The organism is Methanobrevibacter sp., assembly GCF_045126245.1.
Taxonomy (GTDB): domain Archaea; phylum Methanobacteriota; class Methanobacteria; order Methanobacteriales; family Methanobacteriaceae; genus Methanocatella.
This window is the reverse complement of record NZ_JBGVOG010000001.1, coordinates 1-24,948: the sequence shown is the minus strand read 5'-3', so window position 1 is coordinate 24,948 and position 24,948 is coordinate 1. Positions and strand designations below refer to the sequence as shown.

General features: G+C 32.4%; 28 protein-coding genes. 7 read left to right on the top strand and 21 right to left on the bottom strand.

Going from position 1 to position 24,948, the window contains the following annotated elements; translation table 11 throughout:
* Positions 1 to 5 precede the first annotated feature (5 nt).
* A complete protein-coding gene (locus ACJMLZ_RS00140; protein WP_405303299.1) occupies positions 6 to 401 on the top strand; it encodes a nuclease in 396 nt (131 codons plus the stop codon).
* Between the two features lie 24 nt (positions 402 to 425).
* Here ACJMLZ_RS00140 and ACJMLZ_RS00135 read toward each other — a convergent pair whose 3' ends face one another.
* The 12 genes from ACJMLZ_RS00135 to ACJMLZ_RS00080 all read right to left on the bottom strand — a co-directional run bounded on the left by ACJMLZ_RS00135 (position 426) and on the right by ACJMLZ_RS00080 (position 14,776).
* Positions 426 to 3,173: an AAA family ATPase gene (locus ACJMLZ_RS00135; RefSeq protein WP_405303297.1), complete on the bottom strand. Its 2,748-nt coding sequence runs from the start codon at positions 3,171 to 3,173 to the stop codon at positions 426 to 428.
* Positions 3,170 to 4,384 (bottom strand): exonuclease SbcCD subunit D, encoded by a 1,215-nt coding sequence (locus ACJMLZ_RS00130; RefSeq protein WP_405303295.1) that lies wholly within the window; start codon positions 4,382 to 4,384, stop codon positions 3,170 to 3,172. Before ACJMLZ_RS00130 ends, ACJMLZ_RS00135 begins: the two co-directional genes overlap by 4 nt.
* 220 nt (positions 4,385 to 4,604) lie before the next feature.
* A complete protein-coding gene (locus tag ACJMLZ_RS00125) occupies positions 4,605 to 5,720 on the bottom strand; it encodes a zinc-ribbon domain-containing protein (RefSeq protein ID WP_405303294.1) in 1,116 nt (371 codons plus the stop codon).
* Positions 5,721 to 5,733: 13 nt separating this feature from the next.
* Positions 5,734 to 7,233: a helicase HerA-like domain-containing protein gene (locus ACJMLZ_RS00120; RefSeq protein ID WP_405303293.1), complete on the bottom strand. Its 1,500-nt coding sequence runs from the start codon at positions 7,231 to 7,233 to the stop codon at positions 5,734 to 5,736.
* Between the two features lie 11 nt (positions 7,234 to 7,244).
* Positions 7,245 to 8,312 (bottom strand): DNA double-strand break repair nuclease NurA, encoded by a 1,068-nt coding sequence (locus tag ACJMLZ_RS00115; RefSeq protein WP_405303292.1) that lies wholly within the window; start codon positions 8,310 to 8,312, stop codon positions 7,245 to 7,247.
* A gap of 54 nt (positions 8,313 to 8,366) precedes the next feature.
* Positions 8,367 to 9,119 carry a geranylgeranylglyceryl/heptaprenylglyceryl phosphate synthase gene (locus ACJMLZ_RS00110; RefSeq protein WP_405303291.1) on the bottom strand — a complete coding sequence of 251 codons (753 nt, stop codon included), beginning with the start codon at positions 9,117 to 9,119 and terminating at the stop codon, positions 8,367 to 8,369.
* Positions 9,120 to 9,223: 104 nt separating this feature from the next.
* Positions 9,224 to 9,370 carry a 50S ribosomal protein L40e gene (locus ACJMLZ_RS00105; protein ID WP_048812436.1) on the bottom strand — a complete coding sequence of 49 codons (147 nt, stop codon included), beginning with the start codon at positions 9,368 to 9,370 and terminating at the stop codon, positions 9,224 to 9,226.
* 241 nt (positions 9,371 to 9,611) lie between these two features.
* Positions 9,612 to 9,950 (bottom strand): DUF2149 domain-containing protein, encoded by a 339-nt coding sequence (locus tag ACJMLZ_RS00100; RefSeq protein WP_405303290.1) that lies wholly within the window; start codon positions 9,948 to 9,950, stop codon positions 9,612 to 9,614.
* A gap of 11 nt (positions 9,951 to 9,961) precedes the next feature.
* Positions 9,962 to 10,603: a MotA/TolQ/ExbB proton channel family protein gene (locus ACJMLZ_RS00095; protein ID WP_405303289.1), complete on the bottom strand. Its 642-nt coding sequence runs from the start codon at positions 10,601 to 10,603 to the stop codon at positions 9,962 to 9,964.
* 36 nt (positions 10,604 to 10,639) lie between these two features.
* A complete protein-coding gene (locus tag ACJMLZ_RS00090) occupies positions 10,640 to 11,320 on the bottom strand; it encodes a DUF2162 family putative transporter (RefSeq protein ID WP_405303288.1) in 681 nt (226 codons plus the stop codon).
* Between the two features lie 10 nt (positions 11,321 to 11,330).
* The gene (locus tag ACJMLZ_RS00085) at positions 11,331 to 11,744 is read right to left on the bottom strand and encodes a hypothetical protein (RefSeq protein WP_405303287.1); all 414 of its coding nucleotides are present in this window, start codon (positions 11,742 to 11,744) and stop codon (positions 11,331 to 11,333) included.
* Between the two features lie 131 nt (positions 11,745 to 11,875).
* On the bottom strand, positions 11,876 to 14,776 hold the full coding sequence (locus tag ACJMLZ_RS00080) for an FmdE family protein (protein ID WP_405303286.1): 2,901 nt from the start codon (positions 14,774 to 14,776) through the stop codon (positions 11,876 to 11,878).
* Between the two features lie 902 nt (positions 14,777 to 15,678).
* Between ACJMLZ_RS00080 and ACJMLZ_RS00075 the strand changes: the two genes are divergently transcribed.
* Together ACJMLZ_RS00075 and ACJMLZ_RS00070 are read left to right on the top strand one after the other, a co-directional pair.
* Positions 15,679 to 16,302, top strand: a complete 624-nt coding sequence (locus tag ACJMLZ_RS00075) for an energy-coupling factor ABC transporter permease (RefSeq protein WP_405303285.1) — start codon at positions 15,679 to 15,681, stop codon at positions 16,300 to 16,302.
* Positions 16,303 to 16,312: 10 nt separating this feature from the next.
* Positions 16,313 to 16,801 carry a hypothetical protein gene (locus ACJMLZ_RS00070; RefSeq protein WP_405303284.1) on the top strand — a complete coding sequence of 163 codons (489 nt, stop codon included), beginning with the start codon at positions 16,313 to 16,315 and terminating at the stop codon, positions 16,799 to 16,801.
* A gap of 33 nt (positions 16,802 to 16,834) precedes the next feature.
* Here ACJMLZ_RS00070 and ACJMLZ_RS00065 read toward each other — a convergent pair whose 3' ends face one another.
* Positions 16,835 to 17,368: a DUF367 family protein gene (locus ACJMLZ_RS00065; RefSeq protein ID WP_405303283.1), complete on the bottom strand. Its 534-nt coding sequence runs from the start codon at positions 17,366 to 17,368 to the stop codon at positions 16,835 to 16,837.
* 182 nt (positions 17,369 to 17,550) lie between these two features.
* Between ACJMLZ_RS00065 and ACJMLZ_RS00060 the strand changes: the two genes are divergently transcribed.
* Together ACJMLZ_RS00060 and ACJMLZ_RS00055 are read left to right on the top strand one after the other, a co-directional pair.
* A complete protein-coding gene (locus ACJMLZ_RS00060) occupies positions 17,551 to 18,084 on the top strand; it encodes a nicotinamide-nucleotide adenylyltransferase (protein WP_405303282.1) in 534 nt (177 codons plus the stop codon).
* A gap of 47 nt (positions 18,085 to 18,131) precedes the next feature.
* On the top strand, positions 18,132 to 18,569 hold the full coding sequence (locus tag ACJMLZ_RS00055) for a molybdenum cofactor biosynthesis protein MoaE (RefSeq protein WP_405303281.1): 438 nt from the start codon (positions 18,132 to 18,134) through the stop codon (positions 18,567 to 18,569).
* A gap of 187 nt (positions 18,570 to 18,756) precedes the next feature.
* Here ACJMLZ_RS00055 and ACJMLZ_RS00050 read toward each other — a convergent pair whose 3' ends face one another.
* From ACJMLZ_RS00050 to ACJMLZ_RS00035, 4 genes are read right to left on the bottom strand one after another with little or no spacing between them, the layout of a single operon-like run.
* Entirely contained in the window at positions 18,757 to 18,963 is a 207-nt protein-coding gene (locus ACJMLZ_RS00050) for a molybdopterin-binding protein (RefSeq protein ID WP_405303280.1), read from the bottom strand.
* A gap of 26 nt (positions 18,964 to 18,989) precedes the next feature.
* Positions 18,990 to 19,196, bottom strand: coding sequence for a molybdopterin-binding protein (locus ACJMLZ_RS00045; RefSeq protein ID WP_405303279.1), 207 nt, complete (start codon positions 19,194 to 19,196; stop codon positions 18,990 to 18,992).
* Positions 19,197 to 19,248: 52 nt separating this feature from the next.
* Positions 19,249 to 19,455 carry a molybdopterin-binding protein gene (locus tag ACJMLZ_RS00040; protein ID WP_405303278.1) on the bottom strand — a complete coding sequence of 69 codons (207 nt, stop codon included), beginning with the start codon at positions 19,453 to 19,455 and terminating at the stop codon, positions 19,249 to 19,251.
* A 24-nt stretch (positions 19,456 to 19,479) separates the two neighbouring features.
* A complete protein-coding gene (locus ACJMLZ_RS00035) occupies positions 19,480 to 19,686 on the bottom strand; it encodes a molybdopterin-binding protein (protein ID WP_405303277.1) in 207 nt (68 codons plus the stop codon).
* Between the two features lie 347 nt (positions 19,687 to 20,033).
* Here ACJMLZ_RS00035 and tsaA point away from each other — a divergent pair, with 347 nt between their 5' ends.
* Positions 20,034 to 20,519, top strand: coding sequence for a tRNA (N6-threonylcarbamoyladenosine(37)-N6)-methyltransferase TrmO (gene tsaA / locus ACJMLZ_RS00030; protein ID WP_405303276.1), 486 nt, complete (start codon positions 20,034 to 20,036; stop codon positions 20,517 to 20,519).
* A 68-nt stretch (positions 20,520 to 20,587) separates the two neighbouring features.
* Here tsaA and ACJMLZ_RS00025 read toward each other — a convergent pair whose 3' ends face one another.
* Both ACJMLZ_RS00025 and ACJMLZ_RS00020 read right to left on the bottom strand, forming a co-directional pair.
* Positions 20,588 to 20,863 carry a zinc ribbon domain-containing protein gene (locus tag ACJMLZ_RS00025; protein WP_405303298.1) on the bottom strand — a complete coding sequence of 92 codons (276 nt, stop codon included), beginning with the start codon at positions 20,861 to 20,863 and terminating at the stop codon, positions 20,588 to 20,590.
* A gap of 60 nt (positions 20,864 to 20,923) precedes the next feature.
* A complete protein-coding gene (locus tag ACJMLZ_RS00020; protein WP_405303275.1) occupies positions 20,924 to 21,952 on the bottom strand; it encodes a M42 family metallopeptidase in 1,029 nt (342 codons plus the stop codon).
* A 148-nt stretch (positions 21,953 to 22,100) separates the two neighbouring features.
* On the opposite strand from ACJMLZ_RS00020, the gene ACJMLZ_RS00015 reads away from it, so the two are divergent.
* A complete protein-coding gene (locus tag ACJMLZ_RS00015) occupies positions 22,101 to 22,859 on the top strand; it encodes a 4Fe-4S binding protein (protein WP_405303274.1) in 759 nt (252 codons plus the stop codon).
* Here the strand turns inward: ACJMLZ_RS00015 and ACJMLZ_RS00010 are convergent.
* Together ACJMLZ_RS00010 and ACJMLZ_RS00005 are read right to left on the bottom strand one after the other, a co-directional pair.
* Positions 22,854 to 24,356: a HEAT repeat domain-containing protein gene (locus tag ACJMLZ_RS00010; protein WP_405303273.1), complete on the bottom strand. Its 1,503-nt coding sequence runs from the start codon at positions 24,354 to 24,356 to the stop codon at positions 22,854 to 22,856. The two genes, ACJMLZ_RS00015 and ACJMLZ_RS00010, sit on opposite strands and share 6 nt — an antisense overlap.
* The coding region (locus tag ACJMLZ_RS00005) for a ribonuclease H-like domain-containing protein (RefSeq protein WP_405303272.1) at positions 24,357 to 24,948 on the bottom strand (592 nt) is incomplete at its 5' end.

Here is a 24,948-nt window from a genome sequence, read left to right as displayed (position 1 = left end):
TAATAATGTTTGAAGATGAAAAAGACAATAAAATTTATAATCTTATTATTAGTAATGGTATTGATAAAAATCGAGAATACGCTCAATTTATTGAAAAATTATTCTCAAAAACTGATTTTTTATGGAAAGAATCCATATCAGGTTCATATTCCACAGCAGGAGATTCATTTTATGAAAAAATTGATGGAATAGTTTTATTGGCAGGTCTTTATAACGACAATAAAGAGCTATTCTCTGACTTGCTGCAAGCCAGTGAAAAATATGGCATTCCCATAATTCTGGTAAGGCCCTACGGGTTAGAAGAGGTTCCGGAAATTTTAGAACAAAAAGCCGCAACAATCGTCGGATGGAATGCAAACTGCATAATCGATTCTATCAAAAACGCCGATGAATTAATTTAAAAAAAAAATAAAAAATAATGATATTTAAACTGTTACATTTGAAATACCATTTTCTTTTTCAACCTTGATTATATTGTCCGCTGCATTTTCAAGCTGACTTTCATGAGTTACAATAATCATTTGAGGCAAGACTGATATGTCTTTTAGCAAATTGATTAACTCATGTCTTCTTGAGCTGTCTAAATGTATTGTAGGTTCATCCAGTAAGATTGTATCCAATTCACCTTTAGACATTGCCTGTGTAATACCAAGTCTTAAAGCCAATGCAATGGCAATTTTTTCACCGCCACTGACCATGCTCATTGAAGACTCTCCTTCAGGACCAAATACAGTAATGTCATATTCCTCATCAATAATCAAATCAGAATAATTGAAATTGAATTCATTGAAGAACTGTTTTGTATATTTTTGGATTAAAGGTCTTGAAATATTTCTTAAATCCTTTTGGATACCGTTTTTACTGTATAAGTTTCTAAAGTGATTTAACAAATCAATATAATCTGAAATGTCATCATATTCCTGCTGGAACTTGTCTGAAGCGGAAATCTTTTTAGACAAATCCTTAATGTATGCAATAGACTCACGGGCTCTTCCTTTAATTTCTGAAAGTTCATTATTGAAAGTAGATTGTCTTCTTTCATACATTTCAAAACGATAGATGATCTGTTCATATTTTTCAACATCATATATGGACGCTTCAATCTTGTTTTTGGTGATGTCCAATTGATTCATTGAAACTCCAATATCCTCTTTAATGGAATCAAGTCTGGTCATTAATGAATTTTTATTTTGAACAAAACCCTTAAGCTGGTTATATTCCTCATTTTTCTGTTTTAGGTCATTAATACGATCTTGAAGTTCACTGGCACTGATGTCCCCGCTCAAGTGAGGGTCTAGCTCAATAGCCAACTTAATGTTTTTGACATGATTGTCAATTTCATTTTCAACTTGATTTAATTTGTATTGGGCTTCAGTTTCGCTGCCTAAAACCTCTAAAGCACCTTTAGCTTGAACATATTCATCATGAGCTTGTTTATAAATCTCCCTATCATCTCTTTTACGGGATATTTCTAAAATTAGTTCACCTAATTTGCTGCTGATGTACTCTTTAGATTCCAGGCTTTCGTCAATTTCATTTAACTTAACCAATTCTTTTTCCAGATTTGAAACTTTGTGCTTATATTCGATTATATTTTTAGACAAATCTTCAAGTTTGGGTAGCTTTTCCTCAAAGCTTTCTTTATTCTTAGTTAATAAACGAATATTATCTTCGTTTTCAGCAATTGACTTCTCATTTTCTTCAATTACAGCAGTGTATTGCTCTATTAACTCCTTTTTTTGAGAAGGACTGATGTCTGATTGACAAACCGGACATTTACTATCAACTTCATCCAATTCGGCCAATGGCTTTTCACTGGATTTGATATTCTGTTTGAAGACAACCAGTTCCTCATTTTTAGTTATAATGTCATTGGATAAATCCTTAATTTTTGTGGAAGTTTCATCAATGAAATTATTAGTTACCTCTTCCATATGATTAAAATCATCAACTTCAGCCAGTATATCCTGTGATATTCCATTATTGTCCAAAGTTTCCTTAGCCCTGGAGAAGAAGTCCTGAATATCATTTCTCTCATCTTCAATACTTATTAATAAATCTTTTTTATCTTGCTCTAATTGAGTCAATGTAGCCAATTCTCTTTCAAAACTATTCTTTTGATTATCTAATTTATTAATTTCTTCATCAGAAGCTAAATATTTATTGTATCCCTCTTTTTTATCATTGACAATGGATTTTTGTTGACTGATTGAATCAAGTTTTTTGTTAATTTCCGCTTCATCCTCTTTTAATCTTTGAATGCTATTAACGGATTTCTCAAAGTCAAGATAAACATCCAATTTTGAAACATACTTTTCCAACCTGCCAATTTGGTCTTCTGCTTCATGAATCTTATCCAGATTATCCTGAACCAGCCGTTTATCATTCTCCAATTTAGATAGGGTTTTTTGTTCGTTTTCATAATTATTAACTTGAGTGTCATAAATCTCCTTTTCCCTTTCCATATCCCTTTTGCTTTCGGAAATATCCTTAAGAGATTTGTTTACATCCAAAATCTGCTCTTCAAGTTCATGTCCCCTCTCCTTAAGAGAATCCAACTCGGATTTTTTCTTTGCATATTCTTCCCTCAATTCCTTTGAATTGTACAACTTACCTTTAAGTTCTGCAAGTTGATTTTCATAATCATTGATTAAAGGCAATATGTTTTTCCATGCCTTTTCTAAAGAGTCAATACCCAACAGCTTACCGATTAACTGTTTTTTCTCAGCAGGAGTCTTGTCAACAAGGTCTGCTATTTCTCCTTGCCTTATATAAATGGCATTGAGGAACAAATCAGAATCAACATCTAAAATCTGACGGACTTCATTTGCAACTTCCTTATCTCCAGTACATATATGTACAAAACCACCATCTTTAGAAGTTTTCTTGTAAATTGAAGATTTGAGCATTGATTTTTTGCTGCGAACTATCTTATAATCCCTATTGTTGGAAGAAAATTCTAATTCAACAGACATGGAATCCGCATTATTACGTACCAAATCATCCATCTTTTTAGCAGTGTGCTGTTTAAATAAAGCAAAACTGATCGCTTCCAACAAGGTGGATTTTCCGGCACCATTTTCACCTACAATTACACTAATTCCCTTATTAAAATTAATGGTGGTATTTTCATGAGATTTGAAGTTAGTTAACTTTAGTTTAGTGAAAATCATTTTAGAACCTCCTCTTCTGTTTGTATCTCATCGGGTTCTTCAAAAAGAGTTTCCTCCTCAATATCCTCCACAGAGGTATGATAGTATTCATCATAGAAGTTATCGATTAAATCCCTGGACTCATCAATTTTATCCTTGGATAAATAATCATACAAATCAATGGCCAAATTGCTTACTGCTTCATCATCATATCCCTTCAGATGTTCTTTAATGATCTGTTCGGGACCTACGCTTGAATCATTAATAATGATTTCAGGGTCTATTTCATCGGCCATTATGAATTTCGGCCTAATCATTAAAGATAAGTCCCCAAGTTCCTCATTTATTAACTCATAAACACCGCCAGTATCGGAATCAACATTTCTGATTTCTAAATTGAGAATAGGCTTTTTGTCAAAATCCTTGATAGTCTCTTTGATGCCCGCTACGCCATTTTCCAAATTGTTGTAATCCAGTGATCTTTTAATAAATTCCCTAGGAATATCGACTTTAACCCTTTTTATGAGGGGTTTTTGCCCTTCCAAATCAACAACTACAAAACCCTTTCCGTTTTTAGCATAATCTTCAAGCTCATCAGTTTTCCATATCTCACCAGAGCCAGGATAAACCAGTCTTCCATTTCCGAAAGAATCATTAATGTAATTGTGGATATGGCCTAACGCATAATAACTGAAATTATCCGGAAGGTCACCGATTTCCAATTCATAATTGTATCCGAAGTATTTGTCAATGCCCTGATGCAATACGAGAATTGATTTATCGTGATTGGCTGCTTTTTTAGACAATTCATCCAATTTTGACTTCAAAATCTTGACTTGGGAGGATGAATAAAACGGAAGTCCTCCTATGAAAATGTCACCATGCATATAATTGGTGTTGATAGGGCTGATTACTTTTAAACCTAATTTCTTAAAAATGATTTGAGGTGGGATAGAACCATTACGCATTACAATATCGTGATTTCCGGCTATTGCATACATAGGAATTCCTGCACCCTTAAGTTTAAGCAATCCCTTTTGGAATGTCAAAAGTGCAATTGGAGATGGTCTTGCGGTTTCAAATAAGTCTCCACTATGAATTACAAAGTCTACCTTTTCTTCAATTATTTTATCTATAACCTTCTCAAACACTTCATAAAAGTCTTTTTCCCGTTCAATTAAACCAAATTGACGGTAACCTAAATGAGTGTCTGCTAAATGTGCAAATTTCATTATATATTACCTCATTTGTCGATTTTATATAACCAATTTAAACACTTATTAAAGTATTTAAGTGAATAATATTTTATTCAATAGCATATTTAATAGTTTGCTAAGAGAGCATTTGAAAAGAACTCATCTATTGAAAGAAAATAAAATTGATTTTGAATTAAAAAAATAATATTAGATAAAAAGAAATAGCTACAAAAATCAATTTATTCAAAATTCATGATCAATCATACCTTTTTACTGAATCAATTAAAACTTCCATATCATCAAACAATTCTTTAACATTCGCGTCATCAGACTTGTCCATATTCAGTACCAGTTCATCAGTTAATTCATCTATTTTGCCTATCAATGATTTTAAGACTTCCATGCCGGATTTAATTTCATCCTCCACCCTTTTTGAGTCATCAATGTCTAGGTTAATAATTGACTGAATGGAGTCCGCTTTTTCATTAAAAATTTTTGTGCAATTATCGACAGTAGAAATAAACTTATTATATGTTAATTGTGGAGGCTCAAATCGTTTTGCGGTTAAATCCCTTAAACGTTTCTCTTTAATGTTATATTCATCTCTTAAAGCATTGAGTTGAGACTGATGGGTTTTGAAATTAGCATGTTTCTCAAGAGTTTTCGCAGCGGTTTGAACTTCGGGTTTTTTGTCATCGCCTTTTGAATCGATTTGAGGCTTAGGTTTTTCAACAACCCTTTTAGGTGTTGGATTATTGTTTGTCAACTTATGAATTGCATACCCAATTATAGCGGAAGGTACTGCAAATATCAATCCGATAGTCAAACATACCAGAAGAGATGCTGTCGGGGCAAAAGAACTAAACAATACAAAACTGAAAAATATTAAAAGAATAAATATTTTTGTCTTTGAAAACACAAACTCTCCTGTGTTCTTATTCTGCCAACACAATAAAGCGTTTTTTAAGTCTTCAACCAAGCCATAATCATTATGTTCCAATACATTTTTTGAAGGCTTATCATTCCTTAGTATCTTATGAATACAAAATCCGATAACATAAAAAAATATGGAAAAAATTAAACCAAGCAATAATATTGCAAATGGAGGGCCAGTGAATATGCTAAAAACAAAAGCCATGAATGTTAAGATAGTTATTAATTTAGTTTTTGAGAATATGTAACCCTCATCATAACTCCAATATAACAGATTATGTATTAAATCATTATTTTGAGAAATTTTCTTGGTTGGAAGTGAAGAAGAGTTACTTGGAACTGAATCCACTTGTATAAATTGACTTGATCCGCAATACGGACAGAATTTATCAGTATCATCAACATTCTTCCCACATTTTTCACATATTTTTCCAGACATTTCTATTCCCCGATTAATAATCATAACCCATTTCCAAACTTTCCTGTTCAAGGCGTTTAATTTCCTCTTCCTCTTTTTTCTTAATATCTTCGAAAAATGAAATTATGTCCATATCATCGCCATGGCGACGACCCTTGAACTCATCGATTTTAACAAGAGTAGGAACCCTGCTCATTAGGCCCAAAACAATAGCTTCACCAACATTCAAAGAAGGCAGCTGATTGACCAGATCCTGTGATAGGCTTTCACTTGCTGATTGAACATGCCTTTGGTCTTCAGGTTCAACAAGCCTTAAGATAATCATGTTGTTCATTTGGGACAGTGCATCGTGGTCCACTGTCTTTGGAGATTGGCTTACCAGACACAATCCCAAACCGAATTTACGGCCTTCCCTTGCAACCCTTTGAATCCAGCGTTTTGAGTCTGAATCACGTTTGTTTGGAGCTAAGATATGTGCTTCCTCCAAAATGAAGAATACTGGGAAATCCAATGTATCGGTATCCTTTCCATGAACTGCATTTTTTCTCTTTTGAAGGGAATTCCTCATTACGTGACTTACCAGAACATTGGCAACAGACTCGTCGCTTTGACTTAAGTCCAATACATTGACATGGCCTATTTTAATATTGCTCAAAATGTTTCCGATATTATTGTCGAACAAGTTGGAATATTTATCCATTGAATCATCAATCTTATTCATGACATCAATGATTTGCTTGTCTGAACCTTCTTCTTTTGAATCGACTTCCAAAATATTATAAATCAATTGCAGGAAATTCTTGGTGGATGCAGTACTGTTTCGGACTTCTTCTTTAGCAGCGTTGAATGCTCTTCTAAAGTGTCTTTCCTGAATATAACCATTGCTTGGAATGTTCACAAGCTTTTTAATCTCCGGAAAAGACATATAAGTAGGATTCAATTTAGGTCGGATGACATTCACATCCCCATTAGGGAAATCGGCACCGACATACTCGCCGTGCATATCAAATACAAAAACAGGCACATCATAACCTAACAATTGATCTATCAAAACGGAAACAGTGTTTGATTTACCTGCACCGGTCATTGCCAGAATAGCCAAATGCCTTGATAAGATAGGATTGGCTTCAACATTCACATCCACATCACTTTGATTGACTAAAGAGCCTAATTTAATAGGATTTTTAACTTTAAAAATCTCTTTTAGAACATCTTTGTCCGCCAATTTGATTTCAGTTCCTGGAAGCACAGGAGTTCTAGGCAATTTCAAATTGTCATTGACATCCCCGAGAATCTTAACTTTTCCGCGAATATAATTGTCTTCAACGCCGATTCTGGAAATCTTTTGAATAGCCTTGAAATCATTAATGTCCACATTCAAAGCATCATTACCCCTTATCAGGTTTTCAATCATCCCTAAAACTTTCTTTCCATCATATTCTATTGTAACATATTCGCCGACTTTTGGCATTTTATCTGATATAAATGTGACTTCCGAAAGTGATGTTTCGCCAACACAAATTCCAACTACCATCTTTAGACCTCCTATAACATTTCCCTATTTGTTGTTTCATAAATTTTGGCAATTTTTAGCAATTCCTTTATGTTCCTGTCCGTAATTACAACATCATTATGGGCTTTGCTGAGCAGATATGGATAACCCTGAACGGACAGAACGTTAATCTTTTCAACTATCTTAACAACTTCACTTATTGACGCTTTATAAGGCAATTCGACCTTCAGTACATTTTTATTATCCTGAAGCCTTACATAGAAAACCGTGAACTGAAGTTCCTTGAAAAAGTCATTGAAATAAGGAAACGCCGCACTTTTATAAACGCGCCTATATTCTATTCTTGAGATACCCTGTTTCTTATCCGTGAACTTATCCAATATTGCAATATCCGGAATGTTCCACTTAAACAAATCATTGTCGGAAGATGTCTTTGAAATGGAAATTATCCTTTTTTTCTGCTGCAATAGCCTATACAATAAAATTATCTTCTCCACAGATGCAAGATGCAGGTCAAAATCTTCCCTGTTTTCATATTTTTCATCAACACTGACATCAGCCAGTATCCTATCTTTTATTTGTGGAAATACAAATCCATATGGAGTGATGTCCAATCTTCTTTCAAACTCATTTAAAAGTATTTCATCAAGATTGTCCCGGATTTTGGAAGGAAGCTCGACACCTCTCGGGTAGGCATTTTCCAAATCTCCCAGAATAGACCCGTCAAACATATAATAGTCAACATCATATTCCTCAATAGCCCTAAGTGCACATTTCAATTCATAAATAGACATGTAATTGCCTAAAAGTTCATCCAAAAACGGAATATGGGCTATTTCAAAAATGTCTGAATCATCGATTTTTTTAATTTCACCATCATATATAATGGATTCCGCACCTACAGCACAGAAGTTAATTGTGAGAAATTTCTTTTTGTTGAAACTTCCATCACCTGCAGCAATGGAAAAATCATCAGCGCTTTCCTCAAAAACTCTGTTAAACCAATTGTATTCCAGTTGGGATTCCAAATTGTTATCCGATTCAATTTCCTGGATATATCCTCTTTTAGCGATGGCTTTTTCATATAGTGAATTTAACATAATATTTCCTATGTTAATAAGTTAATAAAAAAATGTGGTAAGAGCAGTTGAAAACTACTCTAGTGAAGCTTTTTTAATAGCTCCAGTTAATTCTTGAATTTTAACCTGTACATTTTCAACTTCTTCTACAACAGTACCTGTTACAATAATGTCCCCGCCAGCTTTTGCTGCCATATAAGCTGCTTTGCCGTCACGAATTCCTCCGCCGACAACAAGTATATTTTTAGGAGCGGCTCTTTTGGAATAAGCAATCATTTCTGCTGGAATAGGTTCATCGACACCGGAACCTGCTTCAAGGTAGAAAAATTTGATTCCAAACAATTCTGCTGACATTGCATAAACGGCAGGTATTTTAGGTTTGTTTCTAGGCACCAAATTTGCATCTCCAACCCAACCGACGGTTCCGCCAGGTGCAATAACCATATAATGCATAGGCAGAATTTCCATTCCGGATGCCTTAACGGCAGGTGCTGCAATTGCCTGAGCTCCGTTAATCCAATGTGGATTTCTAGAGTTAACATAACTCATGTAAAAGATTGCATCAGCATACTTACTTACACTACTGGTGTTTCCTGGGAAAATGATAATTGGAACTGCAATGTTTTCAGACAAGATTTTACAGGTGTTATCTACATCATCACCATTAACAGTAGACCCTCCAATCATAATTCCATCGGTTCCACCTTCAATAGCTGCAGTAGCTATTTCAAGGGCTTCTTCAGGAGTTTGTTCATCAGGATCAATTAAAGTAAAGTGTAATTTCCTTATTTTTAATATATCTCTAATATAGTTTTCAACGTCTTTCATAAGAATACCTAAAATAAGTTTTATTAAAAATGATATATTAAATTAATTGTTTTTTAAAAAAAATATGAAATAAAAAAATAATAAAAAAAGTAAAGAGAATAAATCTATCCTCTTGGTTCTTTAGCTTTAAATCTTAAACCTTTGTAACCACATTTTCTGCAAGTAGTTGCACCAGCAGGGTTACGAGCATTACATTTTAAGCAGATTTTTACATTGAACATTCTGTTTTCTGCTTCTTCGAATCTTGCCATTAATAACTCCTCCTTATAATCATGAAAACTGTAAATTAATTAAAATAACATGTTATGAAATAAAATGAGAAAAATTCACTTTTCATAACTATTAATAAATTATATTATCGTAATAGTATTTAAAGGTTTAGTTAAAAACCCTATAAAATTAAAAAATTATAAAAAAATATTTTAAATATACATCACAAGATTTTAGGATTAATTTTAATCCAATATCTAAAAAAAGAGAAGGTAAATTTAATTAACCTTCAACCATGATTAATTTACCAGTATCCGAGTCCCGATAAACTTTACCCATCTCAGTAAAACCACTTCCAGAAGAATTACTGATATCCGGAGTTTCATCTAGTTCTTCACCTTGGTCTAATTGAGAAACTTCTTGAATTGCACTTCTAACCCTATCCCTTTGTTGTTCATCCATATTATCATTAAATACAATATTTTGCATATTCCATGAAATAACTAAAAATACCAACAAACCAACAGCAATAACCAGCATAGCATCAACAAGATTGGATGTTCCAGCCATAGGATCTTCTTCACCCTGATTTAGAAATTTCCCTTTCCTTCTTCGAATCATAATAACAAAACCTATTTATTCAAATTTTCTAAAACGGCATTTACAAATAACTGAAGATTTGAAGAATATTCCTCATACCATCTACGCCTAATTTTTGATATTACATAAGCCACTGCCCCTGATCCAATACCCACAACTGTAGTATCGAATGCAACAATAATTGCATTTGCTAATGTAGTAACATCTCCACTACCCAATGCCGCAAGCCCAGGACCCATTGGAATTAAAGTACCCATCAAACCAAGAGTTGGACCAATACGAGTAACAATGTCAACTCTTTCAAGAGATTTTGCCATTATAACTTCTTCCTCTTCAATTAAATTTAAAGCCCAAGCTTCACGAGAATCCGAAGACAGTGAATGTGCATCAATTATTTTTAATAAAACTTCTTTTTGATTGTCATAAATTTTAGAACCATTAACAATGCTTGTAAGTTCTTCAAATGAACTAGCATTAACTAAAGAAAATACTAATTTTTCCTTATATTCTCTAGTCAATTTTATACGGCTAGAATAATCTGAAATAAGACCTCCAAAAGTAAAAACTGCAAAAATTGCAAATATAAGCAAGAATATAATTACTGGAATTTGTAAACTTTGAGAGACAACGTTTAATGCTGCTGTTAATAATTCACTTCCAGGAATACTCACCACATAAATCACCACACATACCAATTAATTAACATTAAATTATTTTAATAAAGTATTTTTTCTATAATACCATAACCCTAAAACCGCCACAACAATTAAAAATACAAATGTAAAAACCATAGATTCAATTGAAACTATATTTATCGGCCTCATAGCATCCATATCAATGGCCATAATATTTGGAAGGAATAATGAAACAATTAAAAAGTACGCCCCTAAAATGAAAAATAAATCTTTTAAAATTTTAAAAGATCCGCCAATTAAATTAAACCTTTTAATTGTGAAGAATACTATGATAACTAATAAATTAAATACAATTGCTGTAAACAAACTAATCTGTAAGGAATTGAGTCCGAAAATACTGCTAGATAAAATACATACAAAAGATATTAATAAAAAACATGAATATGATAACAAAAGTATCTTTTTAAAACTATTTTTAAAGTTATTTTCCTTAGATAATAAATATCCGATAAAAATCAAAACAAATGCAATCAGAAAAATAAAACTGTAACTATAAAGTCCAAATGCATTGCCTAACTGATTTTTAAATAAACTGATTAAATAAACAATTATTGAAGTACAAACGACTGAAATAACAAGATATTTAGCCAAAGTCTTTTTATGAGTATCGTTGAAATAAAAAATTAAACCAATTATTATTGAAAAAACTATTATAGAAATTATATATCCTAAAGACCATACTAAACTAAAAGCCATTGTATCACCGTTATTTCTTAAATAATAATTTAGACGCAATAACAGCTATAAAAAATCCACAGAATAACACAACAATTAGCAATATTATATTATTCAAACTAAATAACTCATTATTAGTAGTAGATTCATTTGTATTATTATTTGTCTCATTAACTTCCTTAACAGTGGAATTGTCTTTCACTTCAGAAATATCAGATGATGAATCTGAACTACCCAATCCACTAGAATCACTAGAACCAGAACTGGAACTAGAACTAGAACTATAATATCCTGAACTTCCAGAAGAACCAGATGAAGATGCACTAGACCCCCCTTCTGAAGAAACAGAACCGCCAGAAGAACTAGGAGATTGTGAAATTGATGATGAAGATTGAACTTCCTCAATATATTCGCTTCCATGGCCTGGATGAGCACATATCGCCATAGAAACAAAAGATAATATAAAAATTATTGAAATCAATAATGATAAGTGTTTATAATTCATAAAATCGCCTTATAAATTTAAAAAAATAAAGAAAAGATAATAACTCTAATGAGTTATTAATCTTGATTTAATTATTTTTTACGTCTCATATATCCGAAACCAAGTACTGCACCAATAGCCAAAACACCAACTAATGCATAGATTAAACTATTTGAGTCAGCAGATTTTGTTGCAGGAGTTTTTGAAACTTCATAGGATTTTGATTTGCCTTCACTATCTTTAGAATCATCAGAGGCACTATCCTCAGATGATGCATCACTAGAAGTTGGCTCAGCAGCAGCTACTGCGCCTAAAGTTCCTACACTATTGGAATATGAAGGTCTGTTGCTTGAACTGGATGCCGGAGTATTAGAATTACTATTAGTATTAGAATTACTATTAGCATTAGAATTACTATTAGATTCATTATTATTTGAATTACTATTGGAATTTTCTTCCATAGCCTTTAATAAATCTTCTTTAGTAACGCTATCATCTAAACTTTTCAAGTAAGATATAGCATTAAAGTTTTCGCCAGCACCTTGTTTTAACATGTTAAATTGTTCTTCAGTAATCCATCTTTCATCATCTGTAGAAACGATAGGTTCTGCTTTAAGATATGGATTTTCCTTACCTGCATACAAGTCAATATATGCTCTGATTTGGTTAGCACGTGCAGCTTCAGAAGTACTATACATACTGCTGTCAATAGTACCCCATTTGAAACTTACGGATGAAGCTTTACCTACTTTAAGATTGTCATCCCATACAACAAGAACACCTTGATAAGTTCCTCCGTCGATATATGGGGATACTGTCTCATTGGTAGGTAATTTTTGTACATAATAACTACCTAAACCAGGGGATAAATCTAATAAATAGGTTAAACTATCGTCTTTACAGAATATAGTATCTGCAATGTAAACATATGACTCATTTTCACCTAATGGATGATTTTCTTGGATATAATCAGTTATGAAGAATCCTGGTTGTACACCTGGACATACGTGTGCATGGTATAGAAATGTTGCCATTTGATCAAATAATGGGTGTTCATTCCATGCATTAACAATAGTTTGTATATTAAACCAATTTCCATCAGGTACAAATGAACTTTCAATAGCTCTTAATTTAGCACTGTTATTTAAGGTTTCAAATCCAATGTCAACAACTCTATTGCCGTCAAGATTTCCGACAAAGAAGTCTTTTGTATCTGGATTATACCTTAAGTACACCATGTTGACTAAATCAGAATCCGGATAACGAAGTGCAAATGCAAACCATAATGGTTTCCATACAGCTTGGTGAAGACTTAATACATTTTGACTGTATAATGTTCCACCAAATACTTCATAAAGACCATCACGAGCAATTACGGTATCTTGTTCGTTTAAGAAAGCATATCCTGCATCTGTTAATGCAAGGAAGTCTACATTATCCCTACCGATTACAACACCTAATTCTTCACTGAATATTTTTTTAGCTTCATTAGCTGCATCAATACCTATTTGTTTAATTTCATCATCACTCAATTTGGCTTGATTATTTTCAGCAGGATTCGCTCTTGTAGCTTTAGCGAGATTTAAAGATAAAATATAATCTAAATCTAAACCATGACCATCCATACCATAATCAAACGGTTCACCATCGTAAGTTACATTATCAGTAGTTCCCATCAAATAATTATATTGTTCCTGATTCAATCCAGTGAATTCATATAAGAAATCTACTAATTCTTCAGGATTAGTATTAATCTGATTAATCCACCAGGAGCAGTATTTTAATTCTTCTAAACTTCCTGCATCAGGGTCGATTCCGGTTTCTTTAGTGAAAGTTTCTTTGAGTTTGGTTGAATTAAAGGACATGATGATTAAATCACCAGTTTTTGTTTTTGAATACCATTTAATAAAACCAATCATATTTTCAGTAGCCCCAGTATAGGTGGTATTCATACCCACATATCCAGTTTTACCGATTGTATCATCTAAGAAGAATAATGCAGCATCATCATCGGATCCACCCGGAACACCAAGTACTTTATAAGCAGTAATGTCCGCTGGAGAACCTACTCCTCCAGGGTTAGTTTCTTGCTCAGGAGGATAGTATTTTAATAAAGCTTGAATAATACTATATCCGCCTAATGTACCTTCACAAATATGACCATGGAAAGCAGCTTCTTGAAGTATTTCTCTGGAAACACCCGCATTCCAACCATTTGCCAAACTTGCAAATGCCCAAGCATTTTCACCAACTACAGCATTATAATATTTATTCCATTCTGATTTAGACATGTCTTGAGATATAGTGCCTAAATATGAATATTCAGTAGATGCATTTTGGAAGATTACAGCTTCCAACTCATTTCCATATTTAACAATAAAAGCAAAGTCAATAGGATCAACAGCACTTTGACGTAACATTATTACATTACTATACGGAATATATCCATAATTAACAATTGCTTCCATTGCATCTTCACTAGTTTTACCGTTATATTTTGCAACCCCTGCAGTGGTAATTGCAATAACATCATCAGCATTTTTAAAATCTAATTTACTATCGGCAATTTCAGTAACAGTCCTTCCTAATTTATAAGCTTCAGTAGCTTTTAAATCAAAGCTAACAACATCAGTTAACTGCGCACCAGAAATGATTTTTGAATCGGTGACATAACCTGCAGTCATAGCGGAAATATTTAACTTATCCCCATCAAAATTAACTAATTTTAAAACATAACTTTTAGTATCAACATCATATGCTTTAGTAAAGTTAACATATTTATCATTTGATACTAAATAAAAATCAGGGACGAGATTAGTATTTCCATCATCCGCATATTCATAATTAACTTTTACTGATACTGCCTTCTCCCCATTAGAGGATAAACCATTATCTCCAATGGCAATATCTGAGATATCATTACCTAAAAGACCATTTTGAGAATCAGAAATGGCATCTACATTTCCGGCAGATACCGCACCAATTACAAGCATTAAACATGCAATTAATGTGATAAACAAAACAACCTGTTTTTTAATAATATCCACCTCCAAAATTTGAAAAGATATTCCATAGCGGAATACCTAAAATAAATTCTTTTGTAATACATATATATATTTTATTATTACTATAATTATAAAAATTTACAAAAAAGTATTACTTTTTAAATAAGTATTAAATTTACTAGAATAAAAATAACCCTTATAATGGACCCCATTTACTTAAATACTTATTATAAATTCCCTAAAAATTATAAATATTAATTTAAAAAAGTAATATTTAACTTGATATATATTAACAATGTTATACAATTTTACAACAAAACGGCATATTCCAAGTAAAAATTAATATGTATATCCCAATTATAAAATCCCTAATTTCAACCTAAAAACATCTAGTTTTACATTAGCAAATATTTAAATACTATAAAAAACAATACTACTTTGAGGATAGATTTTAGGTTTACCTAAAATTTGCCTCCAAAATTTGAAAAGTGTTAAATTAGATTGTACAAATCTAGTTTGACACAACCATTAAAAATCAACAAGCTATTTTTAAATAGACTAAATCTAACCTTTACCCTAAAATAATAAACACCATAACTTTGTTATATCCATCTAAAAAAAGTATTACAAAAATAAAATGTAATACATTCGTTATTTTTTTATTTAAATTCAAGTATATGCTGCATTAATCATTAAAAGAGATCTATTTAAATTTTCGAAAGTATTATTTGAAAAAAACTATTAAAAAATTTCTAATAAAAATCATATGAATATATAATTTGTTCAAAAAGTATTACTAATTTAATATTTACAGCTGAAAAGTAATACGAAACAATATTATAGGGTATTACCTTAAAATTAATGGTGATAAATTAAATAAGGTGGTTTACTTGCACTTACCTGATGGAATCATAAGTATAGAACAAGCATTAATATACTGGATTATAACACTGGCAATAGTTTTAATATTTTTCTATAAATTCTCAAAAGATGAAAATAAAGAAAAGAGAATAATATCAATAGCACTTTTTAGCGTATTTACAATGGTTGTTACCTCTGTTTCTGTTCCATCACCATTAGGTGTTCCGATACACTTCTTTTTAATACCTTTAATAGCTATTTTATTAGGTCCGCTATCCAGTACAATAGTTTCATTCATAACACTGCTCATGCAATTTTTTGTATTGAATATGGGTGGAATAACATCATTAGGTGCAAATTTCATAGTAATGGGTTTCATATTATCAATTGTAACATACGAATTTTATAAACTATTTAGTTACTTAAATAAAAAAGTTGCAATATTCGGATCAACAATTATCGGAATCATGTTTGCAACATTTGGGCAAATAGCTATTTTACTAATTTCAGGAGCAATGAACTTTGATATATTACTATCAACCTTACTTCCATTTTATTTATTCATATCATTTATTGAAGGATTTGCAAATGTGGTCATAATTACTGCAATTGAAAAAATCAAACCTGAAATAATGGAAATAAATCAAATTTAAAGGAGATAAAATGAAATATATAAAAATATTAATAATAATGTTACTTCTCATTCTAGGAGCAACTGCAATATCTGCTCATGGAGTAGATGTGACTGCAGATACAATGGTTGTTGCAAATGATACCAATGGAGTGCTTGTTAAAGACATTGCAGATGCCAATGGCATTAACATAAGTGTGTATAAATTCACCTCTGAAGATGAAGTTGCACACATTTTAGAACACAGCTTAAACAATACAAATAAAAGAATGTTATTTTTAGCTTATCAAGACACAGCTAATGAATTTTTAAAAGATCACCAAGATTTATCTGATAGAATCATAGTTGTTGATGATGTCAATAACGAGACTATTCTAGAAGGCCTTCAAAATATTATGAATGCACCAACCGGAAATGTCTCTCAAGAAAGCAGTTTTGGATTGCCATTAATAATTGGAATTGTAATCGGCGCTTTGATTGGTGTTGGTTGTGGAATATTTATCATGAAAAAGAGGAATTAGATTTTATGCTAATTCTTCAAAATATTTTTTTTATTAAACTTCATTTGCATTGATGTTCTTTTCAGCCAAAAAATCGTTTTGAACCTTAACGACTTCTGCACTTGTATCAACTTCACTATAAGCTTCCAATAACTCATGATTCAGCTCTAAAAAAGTATGGCCCCATTTAAAACCGTTCAAAAGCTCATGGGCTTCATCCTTAAAGCGAGTGATATATAAAGTAGCAGCAACCGCTTCAACAGTTGACAATATGCAGGGTTTTCCATAGTTAACCGGATTTGTTGCTATCAAAAATGGAAGTGACCTGTGGTACTTGGACAAGGAAAAGAATTTTTTAGAGCTTGAAACCTCATTCCAGGAACAGTCAAGTCCTACAATCCCCCTTCTTCTAATATATCTATAATCCTCATAAGACACCGCCTTTTCAGCATAGGGATTAAGAACAATGGCTCCGCCAGGTATTTTATTGATATTATAAACCAATTTGCATTTGCCCAGCTTCTCCATTTTAATGGATGTGCATTTTTTTCTGTCGCATTCGTCCGCATGAAAAACCGTAATCTTCATTAATTAATCACCCTATGAAAATTCCATAACTGATTATAATAACTTTTTAGTAAATTATCTTTTATATAATTTAGTTTAATTAAAAAAGTATTTTTATTACAAAAAATATAGATAATTAAAAGATTAAAGAAATGCTAAACACCAAAAATATTATTATTTCTAAAACCTTAAAGAGGAGTATTATGGATAAGATTCGTGGAATTTTAATCGGCAGAATGCAGCCTGTCCATTACGGACATATTCAAGTTATCAATAAAATTTTAGAGGAAGTGGATGAGATTGTCATTGGTATTGGCAGCGCCCAGTTAAGTCATGAGTTAAAAGATCCCTTTACTGCGGGTGAGAGGATTGTTATGATGAATCAGGCATTGGCTGAAAGCAATATTGACCCTAAAAGATATTATATCATTCCTATGGAAGACATTAATTTCAATGCCATCTGGCCTTCCCATGTTAAAATGATGACACCGCCATTTTCAATAGTTTATTCCGGCAATCCTTTAGTAAAGCAACTGTTTAGTGAGGAGGGCTTTGAAGTCAGGCAACCTCCGCTTTATGATAGGTTGAATTTATCCGGAACAGAAGTCAGACGCAGAATGCTTGAGGATGAAAATTGGCAGGAATTAGTTCCAAAAGCAACTGTTGATTTGATTTGCGAAATAAAAGGCATTGAAAGATTGAAAAATTTATCAGTAAAGGAAGTCAGTGACATATAACAATAGTTATTTAACAGATGAGTAATAAATATTAATTGAGTGATAAAATGGTTGTACGCGTTATAGAAGCAAAAGAAGATAAAGTAACAACAGCAGACTTAATAGATGAATTGAAAAAAAGCAGTAAAATTGACTATTCTGGAGCTATTTTTACTTTTGAAGGAATTGTACGTGGAAAAGAAGAAAACATGAACTTGAAAAAACTTGTTCTTACAACCCCAGATAAAGACAGGACAAAATCAGAGATTGAAAAGATAGTTGAAAACGCTAAAATCAAATACAATGTTCATGAAATATCCGTTGTCCACTACATAGGTGAATTTTATACCGGAGATCTGTTATTTTTAGTTGCGGTTTTAGGTGCTCACAGAGGAGAAACTCTTGACGCATTAAAAGAAGTGATTGAAACCGTAAAATATGAAGTTGAGTTTAAAAAAGAAGAAATCTCCGAAGAAGGTACAAAAACCATCCTCGCAGGAGGTTAAGCCATGATAATGAACATTATCAGATTAATTATATTATTTATAATAATATATGCTGTCGTTAAAAACTTAAAGACACTTTTAAAAGCAGCAGTAATATTATTTATAATATTTTTGTTGTTAGGAATAGCCGGATTTTAATCCGCTTCCTAAAAACAATTTGAAAGATAAAAAAGATTTTTTTAATTGTTTATTTACCGACGATTACTTCAGTTGATTTGATTAAAGCAACTACATCATCGCCTTCAGCTAAACCTAAATTTTCAGCAGATTCTTTAGTGATAACAGCAGTGATGACACCAGGTTCACTGATCTCAATTTTAACATTAGCCATTACAGCACCAAGTTCAACACCAACAACTTTACCACTTAATTGATTTCTTGCACTAATATCCATTTTAATAACTCCTTTAAATAATTTATCTATTTACCTATGATTACTTCAGTTGATTTGATGATAGCTGCTACGTCATCGCCTTCAGCTAAACCTAATTTTTCAGCAGACTCTTTGGTGATAACTGCAGTAATAACATTAGGTTCGGTAATTTCAATTTTAATGTTTGCCATTACAGCACCAAGTTCAACATTTGTAATTTTTCCATTCAATTGATTTCTTGCACTAAGTTTCATTTCGATATCCTCCTTTAAATAATATATTAATAATTCTCCAATAAAAATGTATTTATTTTCCTACAATAACTTCGGTAGATTTTATGATAGCTGCTACGTCATCGCCTTCAGCCAAACCTAAATTTTCAACAGACTCTTTAGTAATAACCGCAGTAATAACACCAGGTTCACTGATCTCAATTTTAACATTAGCCATTACAGCACCAAGTTCAACATTTGTAATTTTACCGTTCAATTGATTTCTTGCACTAATATCCATTTTATATTCCTCCTGATTCAAAATTTATTTTCCTATGATAACTTCAGTTGATTTGATGATAGCTGCTACATCATCACCTTCAGCCAAACCTAATTTTTCAGCGGATTCTTTGGTGATAACTGCAGTAATAACATTAGGTTCTGAAATTTCGACTTTAATATTTGCCATTACAGCACCAAGTTCAACATTTGTAATTTTTCCATTTAATTGATTTCTTGCACTAAGTTTCATTTTAATACCTCATTGTGTTTTCACAATAATAAATTGTGTCGAATTGTATATAAATGTTTCGGTTTTTCAGAAATAAAGAATTTTTAAATCGATTACCGAAAATGCTACATATCGATATAAATTTATCAAATCAAAAATTTAAAAAAAGAATTATAACATTTTTTTTAAATAATAAAGAATTAAAATATTTTAAAAAATAATATAAATGTTAATAAATTAATTAATAATAATTTTACTTAATATTAATTAGTTATATTAAATTCTATCGAAATTCAAAAAATGCTATCGAAAGAATATCTTTTCATTTCAAGAAAATTTTATTAAAAAAATAAAACAAATAATGAAATATGAAAATTGAAATGCAGTCAATAGGTACAATACATACCGAATTTACAGAAATTGAAGGAATGCCCATTCAACCAACAGGTGCTAAAGGAATTAAGGGAACTATTGAAATTAAAAAAGAGTTTATTGAAGGCCTTAAAGATTTAGACGTATTCTCACATATTCATATAATCTATTTGCTTCATAAAGTAGATGGATATATGCTTGAAGTAAAGCCCTTCATGGACAATAACACCCATGGAGTATTTGCAACAAGATCTCCCAAAAGGCCGAATCGCATTGGAATGAGTGTTGTTAAAATAAACAAAGTAGAAGGAAACACGGTACATGTTGAAAATATTGACGTTTTGGATGGAACACCACTTCTGGATATCAAACCTTACGTGCCTCAATTATATGAAGACACAATCGATGAGCTAAAAATCGGCTGGTTTGAAACTAACCATAAGAAAGCAAAATCACAAAAATCAGATGATAGGTTTAAATAAATCTATCTTACTATTTTTTTAATATTTTAATAAAAAAAGGAATGTTTATAATTAAAACATTCATAAAATTAATCTGCAGCCCATCTTTTTAACTTTGGGAAAACTTCCTGCATCATTTCAGTTGCCTGTTGCCTATCAACATCCGGATGAAGTTCAACCATCTTGTCTATACAGAAATTCATCATTTCCTCCATAGACATGTCTGAAGTGAATTGCCCATCCTTATAGCAATAAATGCAATAATCCTCATTTTTTGATCCGTCAGCATTTGTTGCAAAAAGCTCATCACTGGATAATGGCATGGCACATGACTGACAGAACTTTTGGTTTTCAAAACTGTTAATATTAACACCTCCTAATAACTTAAAAAATAATGGTTTGGCGATTTAAGTGCCAAAATTCTATTATAAATCATTAATAGCTGCAACAATTAATTGAATTGTTGATTCAACATCGTCCATACTGCATACGCTTACAGGAGTGTGAATATAACGGGTAGGAACTGATAAAACACCGGTTGGAATTCCTTCACGGGTTAAATGAATTGCAGTTCCATCGGTTGTTCCGCCATCACTTACCTCCAACTGATAATCAATGCCGTTTTCATCACCTGCTTTAATAAGCATGTCCTTTATGGACTGTTGAGTTAGAATACCTCTTCCGCTTGCATCAGCCAATATTATGGCCGGACCTTTACCCATCACTACTGGAGCTTCTTCCGGTTTGATTCCAGGATGGTCACCAGACAATGTTACGTCAAGTGCAATAGCCAAATCAGGGTTTAACTTAAATGAGGATGTTTTAGCTCCTTTAAGGCCTACCTCCTCTTGAACAGTTCCCACACCATAAACGGTAGCCCTTGTTTCGACTCTTTTTAAAACTTCAATCATCACATAACAGCCTACACGATTGTCAAGTGCCTTACCCATAATCAAATTATTTGGATATTCTTCAAAGAGTGCATTGAAGGTCATCTTATCTCCGATTCTAACCATCTTTTCTGCATCTTCCTTGTCTTTTGCACCAATATCAATAAACATGTCTTCAGCTTTAACAACCTTGTTTTTTTCTTCAGCTTTAGTGACATGAGGCGGTTTTGAACCTATTACCCCTACAACAGGTTCAGCTACAGAAGAGTGGACAGTTACAGTCTGGTTCATTAACATCTGATCATTTATTCCCCCAATGTTTGAGAATTTAATAAAACCGTTATCGTCAATGTATCTTACCATTAAACCAATTTCATCCATATGAGCTGCAAGCATTACAGTAGGGGCTTTCTTTTCACCTTTTTTAGTAGCAATTAAGTTCCCCATGCTGTCCCTTTCAATTTTATCAGCAACATCTTCTAATTCACGTGTAATAATTTTAGCTATTTCATCTTCAGAGCCAGATACACCTGGTGCCAAAGAAAGCTCTCTCATTAATTCCATCGTATCACCAAATATTGTTTATTAATTTAATTATATTAAATAGTTTCTAAAATGTCAAATCAAAAATTGCTAATGGAAAAAAGAGGATAGATAAATATTCGAAATTTTTAAGTTAGCTGATTAAATAATATATTAAATAGGTGAAAGCATGTCAAAAATCATGAAAATTTTTTTCAGTCCGTCACAAACAACTAAACAGGTTGTAGAGCAAGTTGCAAGCAATTTTAAAAAAGAAAGTGAAACTTACGATTTATTGAACTTCAACTCCAAAAAAGAGTTTTCAAAAGAGGACATTGCCATTGTCGGAATGCCAATTTTTGCAGGAAGGCTTCCGAAAAGCGGACGTGACCGACTAGCTAAATTTAAAGGAAACGACACAAAGGCAATAGCCATTGCAAACTACGGAAATGCGCAGGTTAAAGATGCATTGCTTGAATTGGTAGAACTATTGAAGGAAAACGGTTTCGATGTAATAGCTGCCGCCACCACAGTCAGCCATCATTCAATATTTGATGGCGTTGCAGTCGGAAGGCCCGACAGCGAAGACATCAAAAAGATCAACGAATTCGCTGAAAAGTGTATAGAAAAAATAGAATCCGGTGAAAGTTTAACTTCTGAAATTCCTGGAAATTCACAATACATCCCATACAAACAGTTACCGTTTATAATAAGCTGTGATGATGCAATCTGTTCATTCTGTTACGACTGCGTTTCAATTTGCCCAGAACAGGCAATACCAGACGATGACCCTGTAAATACCGACTTAGATTTATGCAGCAGATGCACTGCATGCATCAACATATGCCCTGAAGATGCACGTAAATTTAGTGGAGAAGCATTTGAAACTAAAAAACCGGCTTTTGAGCAAGCAAACAGCGAAAGAAGAGAACCAGAGTTTTATCTATAAGCTCATTCTCTTTTTAGCCACATTTCTTACATATTCATTATCGTCATTAATGGAAATGTCATTTAGAACTTTTTTACTGACAATATGCTTAACTGCAGCTTCACGAACTCTCCACTGAGAATCATTTTTAGCCACTTTTGTTAAAAATTTCTGGTCCCTGACTTTAGAAACAGCCCTTACTGAAATGTTTTCTGAAATGCCCTGTTCATAAATTTTAATCAGACATTTTTCGACATTGATTTTATTTAATGCCCTTAAAGAAAACTCTTCATCCTCATTTGCTAAAACTATTCTAATCAATGTTTCCAAATCATCAATTTCATCAAGAGTACCTTTTCTAACATTTTCCAATTTGGCCTCATTTAAAATCTTGATAAAAGCTTTTTCATCGGTGATATGCTTCATGGCTTCATCAGCCACATCCTCATGAATTGAATTAACTGCAATCTCCAAAAAATCCTCCTCATCGACCAGATTAGGATTTTTAATTGCATGGCTTCTAACAAACTGGTCTTCATCGTTTAAAGCAATGTCAATTAAATCTTTTGGGTTGGTAAGGTTATTGACAGCTATCTGGCGGACAAATCGATCATCATCGGAATTGATAATCTCCAATAATGTCTCTTCAGAGGTAATTCTTTTAGCGGCCTCGCTTCTGACAATTTTATCCTCATCATTCAAGGCAACACGGGTAAGCAATTCCTCATCTTCCAATTTTGAAATCAAATCAAGGCGAACATCAGATTTATCAGAATTTAAAATAATGTCCTCCAATATATTAACGTCGTCTATTTTCTCAAAAATAATTGACCTGATTTTCGCATTCTCTTCACTTTTGGCAATCATGGCTAACCTTTCGCTACTGCCTATTTTATTAATGGCAGCGACTTTAACCCCTTCATCTCTTTGATCAATGGCTATTTTTTGAAGAGAATCCTCATCTGTGAAAGTATCTTTATTTATGGCGATTTTCTTAACATTATTATCATTTGCCTTGAAAACCAAATCTTTTAAGACATCCTGAGATTCTATTTTTCCAACTGCTTCATTTCTGTATCTCTTATCCTCAGCATCAGTTGCAATCCAGGCAAGGGTTTCCTCATCTGTGATTTTTTCAAAAATTTCATCCACATTTGGATTTTTCTTAGTATTGATTACAATTTCTGCAATTGATTTATTGTTTTCCCCCAGCCTTTCATATGCAAAGCTTCTAACATCAAAAAACTGTGAATTTTCAGCGGCATCCCAAAGTAAATTTTCATCCTTAACTTTATTGATGGCAATCAAACGTATTGCCCTATCCTTTACAGTTTTAGACAAATCTAATGCAACATACTGATTTGTAATGCTGTTTGCTGCAACTGCCCTTTTATTTCTATCCTTATCAGATGTGGCAATCTTTTTCAGTAATAATTGATCTTCTTCTATTTCAGAATCCTTTGGAATGGATTTTGATTCAACATTTTCTTTTTTCTTGAATCTATCAAAAAGTCCCATTTAATTTACATCCTCATACATTTTCTCTAAAAAAGCTGCAAGTGAAATAATATCCTGCCTATTATGTTCAATTATTGGCACAATAGGACCTATGTTATCTTCAGATAGGTAAGTATCATAATATTCGGGAATGTATTGTCCTGGAACGTCATCTTTTCTTTCGATGCCGAAAAATTCCCTTTCAATCGTCTGCAGTTTGCAGTTTGGCAGTTCATCCCTCCACAGGTTCTTTGCAAAGTGCATCAAGTCCAGGTGGGGCAAATCCAGATTTGCACTAATTCTATTATATGTGCACCTATTCTTAATAAATGGTACATCAAAACTTTTTCCATTGAATGTAACATGGACAGAATCTTCATCCAAATGGGATAGATATGCATCCAATACCGCATCCTCTTCCGAATAATCTCTTAAGAAATACTGTGAGCAAACAATGTCCTTTCCTTTTATTTCAGCAACACCAATCAATATAACCGGAACATTGGAAAGGCCTTTAGTCTCAATATCCATAAACTTGAAATTTTCAAAGTCAGTCAGGCTTATGCATTTTAATAGATTATCCCTGCATTTTTTTGAGTACCTGTTATTGTCC